The 16848-nt window shown below is 64.2% G+C and carries 13 protein-coding genes; all 13 read right to left on the reverse strand.

Annotation, left to right across the window (positions count from 1 at the left end):
* Positions 1-141: 141 nt before the first annotated feature.
* Entirely contained in the window at positions 142-1173 is a 1032-nt protein-coding gene (lpxC, locus tag GOB90_RS06710; RefSeq protein ID WP_146886216.1) for a UDP-3-O-acyl-N-acetylglucosamine deacetylase, read from the reverse strand.
* A 321-nt stretch (positions 1174-1494) separates the two neighbouring features.
* The gene (gene ftsZ, locus GOB90_RS06715; RefSeq protein ID WP_146886218.1) at positions 1495-3051 is read right to left on the reverse strand and encodes a cell division protein FtsZ; all 1557 of its coding nucleotides are present in this window, start codon (positions 3049-3051) and stop codon (positions 1495-1497) included.
* 83 nt (positions 3052-3134) lie between these two features.
* Positions 3135-4505: a cell division protein FtsA gene (gene ftsA, locus GOB90_RS06720; RefSeq protein WP_146886220.1), complete on the reverse strand. Its 1371-nt coding sequence runs from the start codon at positions 4503-4505 to the stop codon at positions 3135-3137.
* Positions 4502-5614 (reverse strand): cell division protein FtsQ/DivIB, encoded by a 1113-nt coding sequence (locus tag GOB90_RS06725; RefSeq protein ID WP_261765920.1) that lies wholly within the window; start codon positions 5612-5614, stop codon positions 4502-4504. The genes ftsA and GOB90_RS06725 overlap by 4 nt, the downstream gene beginning before the upstream one ends.
* The gene (locus tag GOB90_RS06730) at positions 5611-6588 is read right to left on the reverse strand and encodes a D-alanine--D-alanine ligase (protein ID WP_146886222.1); all 978 of its coding nucleotides are present in this window, start codon (positions 6586-6588) and stop codon (positions 5611-5613) included. The genes GOB90_RS06725 and GOB90_RS06730 overlap by 4 nt, the downstream gene beginning before the upstream one ends.
* Positions 6585-7517, reverse strand: coding sequence for a UDP-N-acetylmuramate dehydrogenase (gene murB, locus GOB90_RS06735; RefSeq protein ID WP_242011858.1), 933 nt, complete (start codon positions 7515-7517; stop codon positions 6585-6587). The genes GOB90_RS06730 and murB overlap by 4 nt, the downstream gene beginning before the upstream one ends.
* Before the next feature lie 65 nt (positions 7518-7582).
* Positions 7583-9016: a UDP-N-acetylmuramate--L-alanine ligase gene (gene murC, locus GOB90_RS06740; protein ID WP_146886228.1), complete on the reverse strand. Its 1434-nt coding sequence runs from the start codon at positions 9014-9016 to the stop codon at positions 7583-7585.
* Positions 9013-10251, reverse strand: coding sequence for an undecaprenyldiphospho-muramoylpentapeptide beta-N-acetylglucosaminyltransferase (gene murG, locus GOB90_RS06745; RefSeq protein WP_173571966.1), 1239 nt, complete (start codon positions 10249-10251; stop codon positions 9013-9015). The genes murC and murG overlap by 4 nt, the downstream gene beginning before the upstream one ends.
* A complete protein-coding gene (locus GOB90_RS06750) occupies positions 10248-11414 on the reverse strand; it encodes an FtsW/RodA/SpoVE family cell cycle protein (protein WP_146886232.1) in 1167 nt (388 codons plus the stop codon). The genes murG and GOB90_RS06750 overlap by 4 nt, the downstream gene beginning before the upstream one ends.
* Positions 11414-12826, reverse strand: coding sequence for a UDP-N-acetylmuramoyl-L-alanine--D-glutamate ligase (gene murD, locus GOB90_RS06755; protein ID WP_146886234.1), 1413 nt, complete (start codon positions 12824-12826; stop codon positions 11414-11416). The genes GOB90_RS06750 and murD overlap by 1 nt, the downstream gene beginning before the upstream one ends.
* A gap of 13 nt (positions 12827-12839) precedes the next feature.
* Complete coding sequence (gene mraY, locus GOB90_RS06760; protein WP_146886236.1) at positions 12840-13931, reverse strand: phospho-N-acetylmuramoyl-pentapeptide-transferase; 1092 nt, start codon at positions 13929-13931, stop codon at positions 12840-12842.
* Positions 13931-15388, reverse strand: a complete 1458-nt coding sequence (locus GOB90_RS06765; protein WP_146886239.1) for a UDP-N-acetylmuramoyl-tripeptide--D-alanyl-D-alanine ligase — start codon at positions 15386-15388, stop codon at positions 13931-13933. The genes mraY and GOB90_RS06765 overlap by 1 nt, the downstream gene beginning before the upstream one ends.
* On the reverse strand, positions 15385-16845 hold the full coding sequence (locus tag GOB90_RS06770) for a UDP-N-acetylmuramoyl-L-alanyl-D-glutamate--2,6-diaminopimelate ligase (protein ID WP_146886241.1): 1461 nt from the start codon (positions 16843-16845) through the stop codon (positions 15385-15387). The genes GOB90_RS06765 and GOB90_RS06770 overlap by 4 nt, the downstream gene beginning before the upstream one ends.
* Positions 16846-16848 lie beyond the last annotated feature (3 nt).

Raw genomic sequence — 16848 nt, forward strand, 5'->3', positions numbered from 1 at the left:
ACGATTTACCGTGCCGGAAAGGCGCTCCCGCAATCTGATTTGATCATTTAAAATCAGATCGCACAGGAACAAATACAGCCGACGCCGGAAGGCGAGTATTACAAACTATAATCGAGGCGTGAAAAACCCGGCAAAGGCCGCTCAGGCGGCCACGCGGCGCGGTACCGCCGTGCCGGCCACACGCTTTTCAACCCACCGCCAGGCCGTGCGATCAGCAAACAGAGCAAGCAGAAGCTGATTGTTCAGCTGATGCCCGGATTTGTGTCCCACAAACTCGCCTCTCAGCCGCGCGCCCGCCAGATAAAGATCACCCACAGCGTCCAGCAGCTTATGCCGCACAAACTCATCCCGCGCCCGCAAACCGGTCGGATTCAGAATGTCCATTCCGTCCACGACAATCGCATTATCAAGAGATCCGCCAAGGGCAAGCCCGGCCCGGTGCAGCGCATCAATCTCGCGCCGGTCGGTAAACGTACGCGAAAATGACAGATCACGCCGGAACACGGTCTCATCAAGATCAACGGTCAGCTTCTGGCAGCCGATAGCCCCCGCCGCGAAATCAATCGTCATCTGAAGAGAAAGCCCGGACCCGGCGCCTGGACGAAGCATCGCGAAAGCATCACCGTTCTCAACCCGTAACGGCTTCAGAATTTCGATCTCACGTCGTGGCTCATCCAGTTCGGCGATCCCCGCGCAATCGAGCAGAAACAGAAAATCAGCCGCCGAGCCATCCAGGACCGGAAGTTCAGGACCGTTGACGAAAATCCGCACATTATCGATGCCACGACCATGCAGGGCCGCCATCAGGTGCTCGATCGTTGCAACACGGTTATGGCTTACGGCGGATTCACCAAGAACCGTGCTCAGCCGGGTGTCCACAACATTACCATAACAGGCAATCAGAGGCTGTGCCGCAATGTCAGTGCGCTGAAAAACGATGCCCGTATCTGCCGGAGCAGGCTCCATACGAAGACTGATCCGCGCCCCGGTATGCAGACCGATCCCTACACAGGAGATCGCGGACCGCAGCGTTTTCTGATCCGCCAGGTTCACATCTGGAATTCGTGACACGAACGAGCCCGTCGGAAGAGTGCGGAATGAACGCGCGCCCGAAAAAAACGCCGTTTCGGTTGTGTCTGCAATCGTCGCCGGATCAAGACTGAGGCTTTCCATTTTTCTTTCTCTTCAACCCTGTCGTGCTTCGATCACGAAACTCTTAAACTTTATTCAGAATACCAGCGGGGAGCGACGGTTCCAGTCAATGTTTATTGCGTCTTGTTTCGCTGGAGACAGACTGCCTTTTTCCCCGCAAATGCAACGATTTAACGTAGAGACTCCCCGAAAGTTCAGCGAAATGCCGCCCGGAATGTCCGGCTGGCGGAAATACAACGATACAAACCGTACACAGCAGAAAGCCGGAACGATGCCCGTTCCGGCTTTCTGAAAACATCCTCCGGCAGCGTTCAGCCCGCCCTTTAGGAAATCCCGGTCAGTTCAGGAGGGGCGACGCATGAACGCGGGAATATCCAGACCACCGTCATCAGCCTGCGCCGGACGTACGGTCGGCGAAGCCTGCGGAGGTGGCGCCGGATTAACCTGCGGAGCCGATGTCGTATGCGGGCGCGCGGGCTGCTGCTCCTGACGCGGCTCGGCAGGCCGGCGCAGAACACCGGTCATCATGCCAAACAGGCTGCGGGGCTGCTGCGGGGCAGGCGCAGGCTCAGGCGCGCGATGGGCCGCCGGACGAGAGGGGTCCGTAAACAGCCCCGCACGCGGTGACGCCGTATTATTGCGCGCCGGACCGGCCTGACCCGGCGCGGGGGCCTGCTGCCCGGGATCCATGCTGAAATTCGGCGCCTGACGAACCGGCTGCTGCGGCGCGCCAAATCCCGATGCATGCTGCCCGGCGGCTGCCGGCGCCTGACCTCCCTGCTGTCCGCCAAACATCGGCGCCCCCTGATGCGGCATCCCCTGTCCGCCGGCATTCTGATCGACACCCTGCTGGCCGGCATAACCGCCATCGGTGCCCGTAGCCTGCATCTGTTCGACATTGTCAACCGCCAGATGCGGACGCGCCGACGGAATATCGATACCCGTCGCCACAACCGATACGCGGATCTTGCCGTTCAGGTCCGGATCAACCGCCGAACCGAAAATGATGTTCGCATCCTCGGCCACTTCCTCGCGAATGCGGTTGGCCGCCTGGTCCACCTCGAACAGCGTCATGTCGTCGCCGCCCGTGATGTTGATCAGCAGACCGCGCGCGCCACCCATGGACGTATCTTCCAGCAGCGGATTGGAAATCGCCGCCTCAGCCGCCAGCCGCGCGCGATCCTCGCCCTCGGCCTCGCCCGTGCCCATCATCGCCTTGCCCATCTCGGCCATGACAGTGCGGATGTCGGCGAAATCGAGATTGACCAGACCTGGCGCCATCATCAGATCGGTCACGCCGCGCACGCCCATATAAAGGACGTTATCCGCCATCCGGAACGCATCCTTGTAGGTCGTGCGCTCATTGGCCATGCGGAAAAGGTTCTGATTGGGAATGACGATCAGCGTATCGACATACTGCTGAAGCTCGGCAATGCCCTCCTCGGCAGCGCGTGCCCGGCGCGGCCCTTCAAAGCTGAACGGCTTCGTCACGACACCAACCGTCAGAATGCCCCGCTCACGCGCCATCCGCGCCACGATCGGCGCCGCCCCCGTCCCGGTGCCACCCCCCATGCCAGCCGTCACGAAAACCATGTGCGCGCCGTCCAGATGACGCGCCAGTTCATCAGCGGCCTCCTCGGCAGCGGCCCGGCCAATCTCAGGCTTCGCGCCCGCGCCAAGACCCTGCGTCAGATGCGGACCAAGCTGAATGCGCCGGTCAGCCTTGCTATGCGTCAACTGCTGCGCATCCGTATTGGCGACAACAAACTCCACGCCCTTCAGATCAGCCTGAATCATGTTGTCCACAGCATTCGTGCCACCACCACCGACACCGATCACGGTGATCTTCGGGGTGAAATCAGCATGGGTCTGTGGCGGAACAGTCAGGTTGAGGGTCATTTACACTTCCTTGAACGAAACCGGGGATGGCGGGGTTCGGGATTCACTCCGTGAATCAAAATAATCAATATTCCCTTATCATATTAGACACGGGCACGAATGAAAGAGACTAATTTATTTAAAACACCTCTGGGCGGCTCTTCAGCAAACTCAATATCACCAAACGGACGTTCTGCTGACGCAGCCCAGGCCAGAAGCCCCGCCGTCGTCGCAAAACCTGCCGCCGCGCACTGCTCCGGAAGCCCCGTTACACCGCCCGGACGACCCAGCCGGACCGGACGATTGAGCACCCGGGCCGCAACAGATCCCACACCGTCAAGCATCGACGCGCCACCCGTCAGAATCACACGGCCGCCCGCAAGGCGGCCCAGCCCGGCACCGTCGAGACGATCCCTGACCAGTTCGAATGTTTCCTCAATTCGTGGCCGGATTATGTCACCCAGCACCGCGCGAGGGATCGCCTCAAAACTCGGCGCGTCGCTGCCGGCACGCTCAATGCGAATGGTCACGCCGTCATCCGTGTCACCGGACAGATCGGCATGACCATGCATCGTCTTCAGACGTTCGGCATTATCCGTAGATGTCCCCAGACCACGCGCAATATCCCGCGTGACATGCTCGCCGCCAATATTGATCTGCGCCGTATGCAGCAGCTGGCCTTCGGCAAAGACCGCCAGCGATGTCGTCCCGCCGCCCATGTCCACCACCGTCGTGCCGACCATGCGCTGATCCGCATCCGTCACCGCCAGCCCGGAGGCAAGCGGCGCCGACACCACGCCGTCCAGTTGCAGCTCCGCCCGGCTGAGCAGGGAATCCAGCGTCCGCAGCGCCGTCGCCGATGCGTCGATCACATGAAGCCGCGCCCGCAACTGATCGCAAAGATGTCCGCGCGGGTCAGTCACCCCGTCCGTTTCATCGACGGCAAAATCAAGCGGCAGCGTATGAATCACCGCGCGTCCGCCAGCCTGCGCCTTGATCCGGCCTTCCGTCACGATCCGCCGAATGTCGCTGTCCGTAATCTCACGACCGCCAATCGGCCAGTGAACATTGAAAAGCCTGCTCTCGGGCTGGCCGCATGACAGATTGACAATCACCTTGTTCAGCGGCACCCCGGCTTCCCGCTCGGCATTGCCAACCACATGACGAATGATCGCTTCCGCCGCCTTCAGATCGACAACAGCGCCGTTCTTCACACCGCTCGACCGCAGCCACCCGTGCCCCAGAACCTTCAGCGTTCCGTTCGGCTCGCCCTTGCCGATCAGACAGGTAATCTTCGTGGAGCCGATGTCGAGAACACCGACAATCCTGTTCCGCCAGACACGCGGCTCCGGACGGGTCTCCGGCGGCTCCCCGTGATTGCGACCCGTAATGCGAAGACGCCGCTCACGTCCCGTTAAAGAAGCAGCCGCCGTCGAAAGCGACGAAGGAGTTCCCGTAACCACCAGATCTTTCATGCCGGCATAACCCCTTCTTTCATTTCCGCTCCCCCGTTCTGCTCCCGGGGCGCCCCGGATCGCGTCCGCTCCCGTGACGATTCTCCGTCAGCCGGGCCCGCCGGAGCCGGATCACCATTCCGCAAGTCGGAATGAGCCGCCGGCACAGACGGACGTACACCATCGTGATTAACAGAACCGGTATCGCTCGCGGCGCCATTGTCCTTCAGAGCCGCCCCCGACCCCGCATCCTGCTTCTGATCGTTCGTCGCATCCGCATCAGCCGCCGCGGGGCGCTCGCGAATGGTCATACGATCCGGAAGCCGCAGATCGATAATCTCCACCGGACGATCCAGCAGCCCGAACCGCTTCTGCAATGAGGCAAGGCGGTTCAGCGCCGGAACCTCCTCAGCTTCCGGCAGATAAACAATCGTCCCGTCCTTCAGCGTCAGCGTCCACCGCCGCGCCCCGACCAGCGTCGCCGCCGTCATCCGTGAACTGACTTCCGGAACTTTCCCGACCGCATCAAGCAATTCCGCGGCCTCGTGGTCAGCGCCCTCTCCAACCACAAGCGGCAACTGCATGAACGCCCGCGCATCCTTGCCCGTCATCCCCTTGTCCGGCACCGGATTGCCATCATGGTCGATCAGAACAAAACGCCCGTTATGCTGCCACACCGCAAAAGGCGGACGCTCGATCAGACGCACGACAATCAGACCGGACAGATGACGCTCAACACTGGCATGATCGACAAACGGCAGATCGTCCAGCCGCTTCCGTGCCGCCGCGACATCGAACTCAAGCATCGGAGCGCCAACGGAAATTCCCAGCGCGCCCTTAATGGAATCGAGACTGGTAAGATTCTGCCCCTCAATCCGGATCGCCGTCACTTTCAGCGGAATTTCCGACTCAATCTTCGACCGCAAAGGCGCAAGCATCGTCTGCGTCCCGTGCATCTTCAGAAAAATCGTCCCGCCGATCCCGAGAACGGCCACCCCCCCGAAAAGCCGCAGCATATGCCTGTGACGACGCGCAAACAGCATAAGCCGGGACGGCCTGTCCGCCCGACTCGTCTGCCGGAAGCGATTGCCTCCGGGCGGCTCGTTGCGAGGGGAGGGGCCTCTGCTCACCGTCGCGCCGTCTCCGCCCGGTTCAGCGCATCCTGCACCAGCCGGTCGCAAAGCTCTTCAAAAGACACGCCGCAATACGCCGCCTGCTCGGGAAGCAGCGAGGTCGGCGTCATCCCCGGCTGGGTGTTGACCTCCAGCAGGATCAGACGCCCCGGACCATCCCCGCAATCCGTGTCATCATACCGGAAATCCGACCGCGACGCCCCGGCACACCCCAGCGCCCGATGCGCCGCAACCGCTATCCCGCAGGCCCGCTCAAAGGCTTCCGGATGGATCTCCGCCGGCAATACATGCCGGCTGCCGCCATCACCATATTTCGCGTCGTAATCGTAGAAATCATGCCCGCCCGACGCATTCGGCGTAATATCCGTCACCGTCAGCGCACGTGGCCCGGCGGCATCGTCGTCCAGAACGCCCACCGTAATCTCACGCCCCGGAATAAACTCCTCCACCAGCGCCACCGGCCCGAACGTCCAGCCGGAAACGATCCGCTCCCGCTGGTTCGATCCCTCCCGCACGATCGACACGCCCACCGATGATCCCTCATCCAGCGGCTTGACGACGTAAGGCACGGGCAACGGATCACCCGCCGCCAGCTCACCGATCGCAATCGTCCGCCCTTCGGCCACCGGCAATCCCGCCGCCATAAAAACGGAGCGGGACGCCGCCTTGTCCATCGCCGTGGCCGAGGCCCGGATGCCCGAATGCGTGTAAGGCAGCCCCACCCACTCCAGCACACCCTGAACAGCCCCGTCCTCGCCGAACCGGCCATGCAGCGCGTTGAAGACGACGTCCGGCTTCTGCTCCTCCAGCCCGGCAACAAGCGCCGCCAGATCCCGCGTCACATCCAGCCCCTGAGCCTCATGCCCCGCCGCCCGCAGCGCTGCCACCACGCCCGCGCCGGAGGACACACTCACCTCCCGCTCAGCCGAAGCGCCTCCCATCAGAACCGTTACGCGCCGCGAAATGCTCATGCCACCGGCTCCTCAATGCTGTTGACGGACTCACCCGCCGCAGGCAGCCCGATCCGCCTGATCTCCCAGTGCAGCGTTACACCGGACGTCTCCAGAACCCGCCGCCGCACCGTCTCGCCCAGCGTCTCCAGATCCGCCGCCGTCGCATCGCCCGTGTTGATCAGAAAGTTGCAGTGCTTTTCACTCACCTGCGCCCCGCCCGCCGTCAGCCCGCGACACCCGGCGGCATCGATCAGCTGCCAGGCCTTCATCCCGGACACTTCCGGTTCGGGATTGCGAAACGTCGATCCCCCCGTCCGTGCCCGCACCGGTTGCGAACCTTCCCGTGCCGCGCGAACACCCGCAATCCGCTCTTTCACCTCAGCCGGATCGGCAGGCTCGGCCCGCAAACGCGCCCGCACCACAACCGCCCCGTCCGGCAATGCCGACCGCCGGTAACCGAACCGCAGCGCCGACGCCGGAAGCCGCATCAGCGTGCCATCCCGCGAGATAATCTCCGCCCAGTCCAGAACCGCAGCCATGTCCGAGCCATACGCCCCGGCATTCATCCGCACCGCGCCGCCGATGGAACCTGGAATGCCGGCCAGAAACTCCAGCCCGCCCAGACCCGCCGCCGCCGCCGTCTCCGCCACGGTCGCATCCAGCGCCGCGCCGCCGGCAATCACCGCACCCGGCTCGACCTCAATCTTCGCAAACCCGCCGCCAGGCCGGATCACCAGCCCTGGCACTCCGCCATCGCGAATGATCACATTCGAACACGCACCCAGCACAAGCACCGGCAATTCAGGCGAAAACCGCCGCATCGCCATCGCCAGATCATCCGCGTGCGCCGGCTGAAACAGACACTCCGCAGCCCCGCCAACACGAAACCAGGTACGCTGCCCAAGTGGCTGATCCACCGAAACCCGCCCGCGCACGCCGGCAAGCATCGCAGCCAGCACAGACCCGGGAGAGCCCGCGGGATCAGTTTTCTTCGCTCCGGCCCGCGCAGAACTCATGCCGCGCAGCCACCCTTCTGGCCCGACTGCATTGCAGTCAGCTCACCCGGCAGCGACTGCGCCCAGTTTGTGATCGTGCCCGCGCCCAGACACACCACATAGTCGCCCGGCTTCGCCATCGCATTAATCATCTCGGGCAGATGCGCCGGGTCCGTCAGCGGCACCACGGACCGATGCCCGCTCTCGCGCAGACCGTCCACCAGCCAGTCCCGGTCCACGCCGTCGATCGGCGCCTCGCCCGCCGCATAAACATCGGCCACGATGACGGAGTCCGCATCGTTCATGCAGGTGCAGAAATCACTGAACAGCGTCTGCAACCGCGAATACCGATGCGGCTGCACCACCGCGATCACCTTCCGCGCTCCGGCCTGCCGCGCCGCCTTCAGCACCGCCGCGATCTCCACCGGATGATGGCCGTAATCGTCAATCACCGTAATGCCGCCCGCTTCGCCCGTGCGGGTGAAACGTCGCTTCACGCCCTTGAACGCCGCCAGACCGGAGCGGATCGTCGCGTCGTCAATGTTCATTTCGGTCGCGACAGCAATCGCCGCCAGCGCGTTCTGAACATTGTGGTTGCCCAGCATCGGCAGCCGGAACGGCCCCGCCCGACGCGTCCGTCGCTGCGTCCGGTCCGTGATCTGAACTTCAAACGTCGCGCCCAGCTTGTCGGTAATAACCTTTTCCGCCCGCACATCCGCCTGCGGCGAGAAGCCGTAAGTGACGATCCGATGGTCTGAAAGACGCGGAATCATCTGCTGCACCGCCGGATGGTCGATGCAGAGAACAGCAAATCCGTAAAACGGAACATTGGAAACGAACTGATCGTAAGCCGCCTCCATCGCCTCGCCAGAGCCCCAGTGATCCAGATGCTCCGGGTCCATATTAGTCACAACCGAAATCACCGACGGAAGACGCAGGAACGATCCGTCGCTCTCATCCGCCTCAACCACCATCCACTCGCCCTTGCCCATGCGCGTGTTGGTGCCATACGCCTCGATGATCCCGCCATTGATCACCGTCGGGTCCAGCTTGCCGGCCTCCAGCACCGCCGCAATCAGACTCGTCGTCGTCGTCTTGCCATGCGTGCCGCCCACCGCGACCGACCAGCGCAGACGCATCAGCTCAGCCAGCATCTCCGCCCGCCGCACAACCGGAATCAGACGGCTCCGCGCCGCCACTACTTCCGGATTGTCCCGGCTCACAGCCGTAGAAATCACCACAACCTGCGCCGTGCCAAGATTGGCCGCGTCATGCCCGATCGTCACATGAATGCCCGCAGCCCGCAGCCGCCGCACATTCGCGTTCTCGGCCAGGTCAGACCCCTGCACCACATAACCAAGCAGATGCAGCACCTCGGCAATCCCCGACATGCCGATGCCGCCGATCCCGACGAAATGAATGGTGCCGATGGTCAGCGGCAAGGCTCTCATGAACGGTCCTCCTGAGGAAGGGATGTATCCGTGGACGGAAAAGAAAAAATCGATGCAGTCTGGTCCGCGCCGGCTCCGGCGCGGGCATACGCGCCCGGACCCGCGCCATGCAAGCCACGACCATGCACACAGTCCCCGACAAGATCAGCCAGACGCTCCGCCGCGTCCGGCCGCGCCATCTTCGCGGCAGCCTCGGCCGCCGCCACCAGCACGCCGGTATCCGTAAACAGCATCGACAGCAGCGCGGACAGCGCGTCGGATGTAAAAGACGGCTGCCGGATCAGCCACGCCGCCCCGGCCCCCTGCATCGCCAGAGCGTTCGCCGTCTGCTCATCGCTCGCCGCGACCGGCAACGGCACGAGAACAGACGGACGCCCCGCCACGCAAAGCTCCGCCACCGATGATCCGCCAGCCCGGCCGATCACCAGATGCGCCTCCCGCATCAGCGAGGCCACGTCGGAGAAAAACGGCTCAAGCCGCGCCACAATGCCATACGACTCATAAGCCGTACGCACCCGCTCCAGATCCTCGGCCCGGACCTGCTGCGTCACCTGCACCCGTTCACGGATTTCCAGTGGCAGCATGGACAGCGCCTCAGGGACCACATCCGAAAACACCCGCGCCCCGAGCGATCCGCCCCACACCAGCAGACGGATACTGTCCGCCGGCGGCTCATATCCCTCGCCGACCAGCGCCGCGATGGCCGGACGCACCGGCATCCCCGTCACCCGCACCAGCGTCCCCGGCGGCAGCCCCGCCACCTGCGAAAAGGAAAGCGCCACCCCGTTCGCAAACCGTACCAGGAAAGCATTCGCCTTGCCGAAAACCGCATTTCCTTCATGCAGCACAATCGCCGGACGTATCCCGCGCGGTAGCATCCGCGCCCCGAACAGGGGCGGGACCGAAGGATATCCGCCAAACCCCACAACTGCCGCCGGCCGGATCTTCGCCATGATCGCCCGTGCCTGCCGCGCCCCGCGCAGCAGCGCCAGACCACCCCTCAGCGCCCGAACCGGCCCGCGTCCGGCTACACCGGCGCCCGGAAGAACATACTGATCCGCCGTGGCAAACACGCCAGTCGTCCGTTTGCCGGCCCGCGCGTCCGTCATCAGAACCACCTGGTGCCCGCGCGCCACCAGCGCATCCGCCAGCGCCTCGGCCGGGAAAAAATGCCCGCCCGTGCCACCCGCCGCAATCACGACAGGACCGGCCGTCTTCGTCTTCACGCCGCTCATGCTGCAGCCTTCCATGTGCCGGCAGCGTCAGGAAGCGACCGGCTCAGACGGCTCTGCCCGACCCGCTGTCGTGTCAGCGCCAGCACCATCCCGATGGTCAGAGCTACCGACATCGCCGATGATCCGCCATAGGAAATGAACGGCAGCGTCATCCCCTTGGTCGGAATGAGATGCAGCGTGGACGCCATGTTCACAAACGCCTGCAACCCGAACCCCGTTACCAGACCGGACGTCGCCAGAACCAGAAACGGATCGTCCTCGCGCAGCAGCCGCAACAGCGCCCGCACGACAATCGTCGCAAACACGGCAATGATGAACAGGCAGATCAGCAGACCGTATTCCTCGCCCGCCACCGCAAATACAAAATCCGCATGAGCGTCAGGCAGCAGATCCTTCACCCGCCCCTCGCCGGGACCACGCCCCATCAGTCCGCCATTGCCGAACGCCCGCAGCGCCGTGTCGATCTGATAATGATCACCCACATTCGGATGCAGAAACCGCTCCACCCGCGAATGCACATGCGGAAACAGGAAATAGGCCGCAACCCCGGCTGCCACCATCAGTCCCGCGCAGCCCGCCACCAGGACCAGATTCAGCCCGTCCACAAAGAGCTGAGACATGAAAACCGTCGTCACAACCGTCAGCATCCCGATATCCGGCTGCGATTTCAGCAGCACCAGAATGACGCCGAAACAGCCGATCGCCAGCAGCATCCCCGGAAAATACTTCCGCACGCGCCGTTGCGAAAGCAGCCACGCCGTCAGCACCGCAAAACACGGCTTGAGAAACTCCGAAGGCTGCACCGACATCATCGGCAGCGCGATCCAGCGCCGCGCCCCCTTGATCTCAATGCCATGCACCAGCGTCAGCGCTGTCGCCGCGATTGCTACCGCGCTGCCAATAAACCCCAGCCGCACAACCCCTTTGCGCGACAGCATCGACACCCCGATCACAATCCCGCCGGCCAGCGCCAGAAACGCCACCTGCTTGAAAATGAACATGTTGCGGGACGCGCCGATACGCACGGCCACCGAAGGACTGGCCGCCAGCATCAGAATGTAGCCAAACCCGATCAGAACCCCGACACACGCCAGCGTCACATGGTCAACGCTGCGCCACCAGCGTCCGAACCGCGAATTGTCGATGCGCGAAAGTGTGGCCATTATTCCGCCCGCTCCGATCCCTTCTGTGCCGCGTCCTGCAGCAACTCACCCGCCAGCGCCGCAAAACGCCGGCCTCGTGCTTCAAATCCCGAAAACTGGTCAAAACTCGCGCAGGCGGGAGACAGCAGAACCACCTCCGCGCCCCGTGCCCGCGCCGCCCGCCAGGCTTCGGGCACCGCATGTTCCAGATCCCCGGCCATGCTGTGACGAACCCCGTGCGCCGCCAGCGTCTCCGCCAGCAGGGGCGCGTCCCGCCCGATCAGAAATGCCTCCGTAATGCGTGGGAAATATGGCACGAGATCGTCAATCCCGCCCGCCTTCGCGATCCCGCCGGCAATCCACACAATCCGTTCGTAACACCCGAGCGCGCGGGAGGCCGCGTCCGCGTTCGTCGCCTTGCTGTCGTCAACAAACGCAATACCGTCCAGCTCCGCCACCAGCTTCTGCCGGTGCGCCAGCCCGTCAAACGACCCGATCCCGTCCGCAAGCACATCCCGCACTATGCCGAGTTTCAGCGCCATCGCCAGTGCCACACAGGCATTCTCGGCATTATGCGCGCCCGGCAGCGCCGCTCCCGGCCGTGCCACAACACCCACCCGATCGACAATCGCACCGCCCAGCGGATGGAAATCCGCCGTCTCATCCACGCCGGAAACCGTCTCAACCGGCACGCCCCGTGCCCTGACGGACGCCGCAATCTCCAGGCACCAGACATCCCCGTTGCCGATCACCGCCAGATCACCCGGCCCCATCCGGTCGAAAATCCGCGTCTTCGCCGCCGCGTAACCCGCCATGTCGCCATGCCGGTCGAGATGATCCGGCGTCAGATTCAGCAGACACGCCACATCGAAATGCAGCGCGGAAAGCCGCTCCAGCATATAGGACGACATCTCCAGCACATACACGCCATCGTCCGGCAGCAGTGGCAGCGACAGCGAAGCCGGCCCCAGATTGCCACCCTCCGCCACTTCAACCCCGCCGCACCGCAGCAGATGCGCCAGCAGCGCCGTCGTGGTGGATTTCCCGTTCGTCCCGGTAATCCCCGCGAACCGCGCCTTCGATCCCGCTTTCCGAACCGCCCGGAACAGCAGATCCGCGTCCGAAAGGATCGGAACGCCCGCCTCCCGCGCCATCACCGCAACCGGATGCGCCACCGGCAGCACATGCGGAATCCCCGGCGACATCACCAGCGCATCCACACCCGCCAGAGTCAGAACCGGCGCCACCGTCAGTGATCCCGAAACCTCGCCCGCCTCAGCCAGCAAAGCCGCCCGCGCCGCTTCACCGTCGTCCCATGCCTGAACATCCGCGCCCATTGCCGCCAGCGCCCTGGCCGCCGGTGTCCCGTTCCGTCCCAGTCCAAGCACCACAAAGCGTTGAGCGGAAAACAGATCAGGCGCGAATGTCAGCATGAGCGCATCCCCTTCACCGCAGCTTCAGCGTCGCCAGGCCAAACAACCCGAGCACAACCGAAACAATCCAGAACCGAATGACAATCTTCGGTTCCTGCCAGCCCTTTTTCTCAAAGTGATGGTGCAGCGGCGCCATCAGAAAAACCCGCTTCTTCGTCCGCTTGTACCAGAACACCTGGATGACGACGGACAGGGTTTCCACCACGAACAGACCGCCGACAATACACAGCACCAGCTCATGCTTGACCGCCACCGCCACCGCGCCCAGAGCCCCGCCCAGCGACAGCGAGCCCGTATCGCCCATGAACACCGCCGCCGGAGGCGCGTTGAACCACAGGAAGCCCAGCCCGGCCCCGACCAGCGCCGCGCAGAACACCGCCAGTTCGCCCGTGCCCGGCACGGCATGAAGCTGAAGATAATCCGCAAACACATGGTTGCCGACCAGATAGGAAATGAGCGCGAACACAAAAGCCGCGATCACAACAGGAACCGTCGCCAGACCGTCCAGCCCGTCGGTGAAATTCACCGCGTTCCCGAACCCCGCGATCGTAATCATCGCAAAAATCGGAAACGCAAACCCCAGCGGAATCAGAAGATCTTTCACAAAAGGGAAGGCCAGATGATTCGCCAGCTCCGGCGGCATCATGTGCTGCATCCACCAGCCCGCAATCAGCGATGTCCCGAATTCCGCCGTTAAACGCGCCGTCTTCGAAACCCCGTCCGTGTTCCGCCGCGACAGCTTAAGATAATCGTCCGCAAACCCGACTGCGCCGAACGCCCCCGTCACAAACAGAACCGCCCAGACAAAGCCGTTCTGCAGATCCGCCCAGAGCAGCGTCGAGGTAAACAGCGCGATCAGGATCAGAATGCCGCCCATCGTCGGCGTCCCGGCCTTCTCCAGAATGTGCCGTTCCGGCCCGAGCGCCCGGATCGGCTGCCCCTCCCGCTGAATGCGCTTCAGTTCCCGGATCACCGGATTGCCCAGCACCAGCGCAATCACCAGCGCCGTCAGACAGGCCGCACCCGCCCGGAACGTGATGTAACGGAACAGATTGAAGAAATTGACATGCCCGTGAACGTGATGCGCGACAAGCGAATACAGCATCAGGCGTTCTCCGCCTTCAGCGCATCGACAACCAGTTTCATACGGCTCCCCAGACTCCCCTTGACCAGCACCACATCCCCCCTCGCAATGCTCCGGCACACCAGCGGCGCAAGGGCCGCCGAATCCGCCGTCCATGCGCCCCGAAGGGAAGAGGGCAGGGCATCGAACAGTTCTTTCATGTGCGGACCACAGCAGAACACCAGATCCGCCGTGTCCGAGACCGGCCCGACAAGCGACAGATGCTCATCGCTGGCAAACTCACCAAGTTCGCGAATATCCCCCAGCACCGCGATCCGCCGCCGCGCCGGCATCAGCTTCAGAACCCCCAGCGCCGCCCGGATCGCGAGCACCGAGGCGTTGTAACTCTCATCCAGCAGCAGCGCCCGCCCCCGACAGACCGGCACAGCCGCCCCGCGACCGGCCCCCGGAACAAACCCCGAAAGCGCCTCTGCCGCCCTTGAAAGACCGGTCGCCAGATCAGATGCCACACCCGATTCGGTCACAGCAGACCCTGTCCCCAAAGCACCCGCAACCCCCAGCGCCAGGGCCGCGTTCCGTGCCAGGTGCTCGCCCGGCGCCCGGATCGTCACCGGCACCGCAAATCCCGCCACATGCGCCACAAACCGGCTGCCCTCGCCCGACAGTTCCAGATCCGTCAGCCGCACCTCGCTGCCCGGCGTAAACCCGGAATGCCACAACGTCACATCCGCCCGCCGCGCCGCATCCGCGAACACCAGCTGCCCGGTCGCATCGTCCGGAACAATCGCCACCGATCCCGGCGCCAGCGCCCCGATCAGCGAGGCCTTCTCCCGCGCAATGGCCTCGCGCGATCCCATATGCCCCAGATGCGCCGAGCCGATCGTCGTAATCACCCCCACATCCGGCAGCACCAGTTCCGCCAGCGGCGCAATCTCGCCCGGATGATTCATCCCGATCTCGCTGATGCAGAACGCCGCCCCGCGCGGCAGCCGCGCCAGAGTCAGCGGCACGCCCCAGTGATTGTTGTAGGACGCCACCGACGCATGCGTCTCGCCCAGTGCGCCCAGCGCCACGCGCAGCATCTCTTTCGTCGTGGTCTTGCCGACACTGCCCGTCACCGCCACCACACGTCCGCCAAACCGCGCCCGCGCCGCCCGCCCGAGATCCCACAGCCCGTGCAATGTGTCCGCCACATACAGCAGCCGCGCATCGTCGCCCGATTCAGGCTCGCGATGAACCAGCACCGCCGCCGCGCCACTGTCGAGCGCCGCCGCAACATGGCCATGCCCGTCCGAATGTTCGCCGGCCAGCGCAACGAACAGATCGCCCGGCTGCAACGTCCGCGTGTCGATCGACACCCCCGTCACAACAATCCCGACTCCGTGCGAGGAAGCCCCGAAATGCCCCCCCGCAGCCTCGGCCAGCTCAGGCCCGGTCCAGAGCGCATCCGTCGGGAAGGCGGTCACCGGCGCCGTCATCGGGACGCCACCAGGCTCTGCACCACACCGACATCGTCAAACGGATGCACAACCCCCGCGACGGTCTGCCCCTGCTCGTGGCCCTTGCCCGCCACCAGCAGAACATCGCCCGCTTCCAGCATCTCCAGTCCCGCCGCAATCGCCGCGCGCCGGTCGCCAATCTCAGTCGCGTCCGGCGCCCCTTCCAGAACATCCTTCCGGATCGCCGCCGCATCCTCATTTCGCGGGTTGTCGTCAGTCACAATCACCACATCCGCCCGCAGCGCCGCCTCGTGCGCCATCAGCGGCCGCTTGCCCCGGTCCCGGTCCCCGCCCGCGCCGAACACGACAATCAGCCGGCCCTTCGCATGCGGCCGCAGACTGTCCAGCACCCGTGCCAGCGCGTCCGGCGTATGAGCGTAATCGACATAAACCGCGGCACCGGAGGGCAGCAGCGCTGCCCGCTCCATCCGTCCGCGCACACCACGCAGGTGCGGCAACCGCGCCATCACCTCGTCAATCCCGTCACAATCCACCGTGGCCAGCGCCGCCGCCAGCATCACATTGTCCGCCTGAAACCGGCCGGGCAGGGCGATCGTCACATCGAACGGCTTCCCCCAGGCCTCCAGCATCAGTTGCTGACCCTCGGGCAGAAATTTCTGCGCCACCAGCCGGATCGCATCGCCTTTCTCGCCAACCAGCCGCAGTTCCAGGTTCCGCTCCCGCGCCACCGCGCTCAGCATCTCCAGCGTGTCGCGATCCATGTCCGCGTTCGCCGCCGCAACGCCGCCTTCCGGAAGCAGCGTGTCGAACAGCCGCATTTTCGCCAGACGATACGTCTCGATATCGCCATGATAATCGAGATGATCCCGCGTCAGATTGGTGAAACCCGCCGCCGTGATCCGCACCCCGTCCAGCCGCCGCTGATCCAGTCCGTGCGAGGATGCCTCCAGCGCCACATCCGTCACACCCGCCTCGCGCAGCGCCGCCAGCCCGCGCGCCAGCGTCACCGGATCGGGTGTCGTCAGCGCCGGAATCTCAAACGGCAGATCCACAGGCGCGATCAGCCCCAGCGTACCGAAACTCGCCGCCGCCCGGCCCGTCCCTGCCTGGATCTGACGCAGAAAATCCACCGTGCTCGTCTTGCCGTTCGTGCCCGTCACCGCCACGATCCGTTCCGGCTGCGGACCGGCGAGCGCCGCCGCCATCAGCGCCAGCACCCGGCGCGGCTCCGCCACTTCGATCTGCGGCACATCATCAAACGGTTTCGTCCCTTCCGGAACCAGCAGAGCTTCCGCGCCCGCTTTCACCGCCACCGGGATAAACGCGCGGCCGTCCTGCTTCGCCCCTGGCACCGCCACGAACAGCATCCCCGGGCTCACAGCGCGACTGTCCGCCGTCACTCCGGAAATATCCGGATCGCGAAGTTCCGCGGCGAGCGACAGACCACAGGCGGAAAGAAGGACGGACAGTTTCATCGC

It is taken from the genome of Acetobacter oeni (genome assembly GCF_011516825.1).
GTDB classification, from domain to species: Bacteria; Pseudomonadota; Alphaproteobacteria; order Acetobacterales; family Acetobacteraceae; genus Acetobacter; species Acetobacter oeni.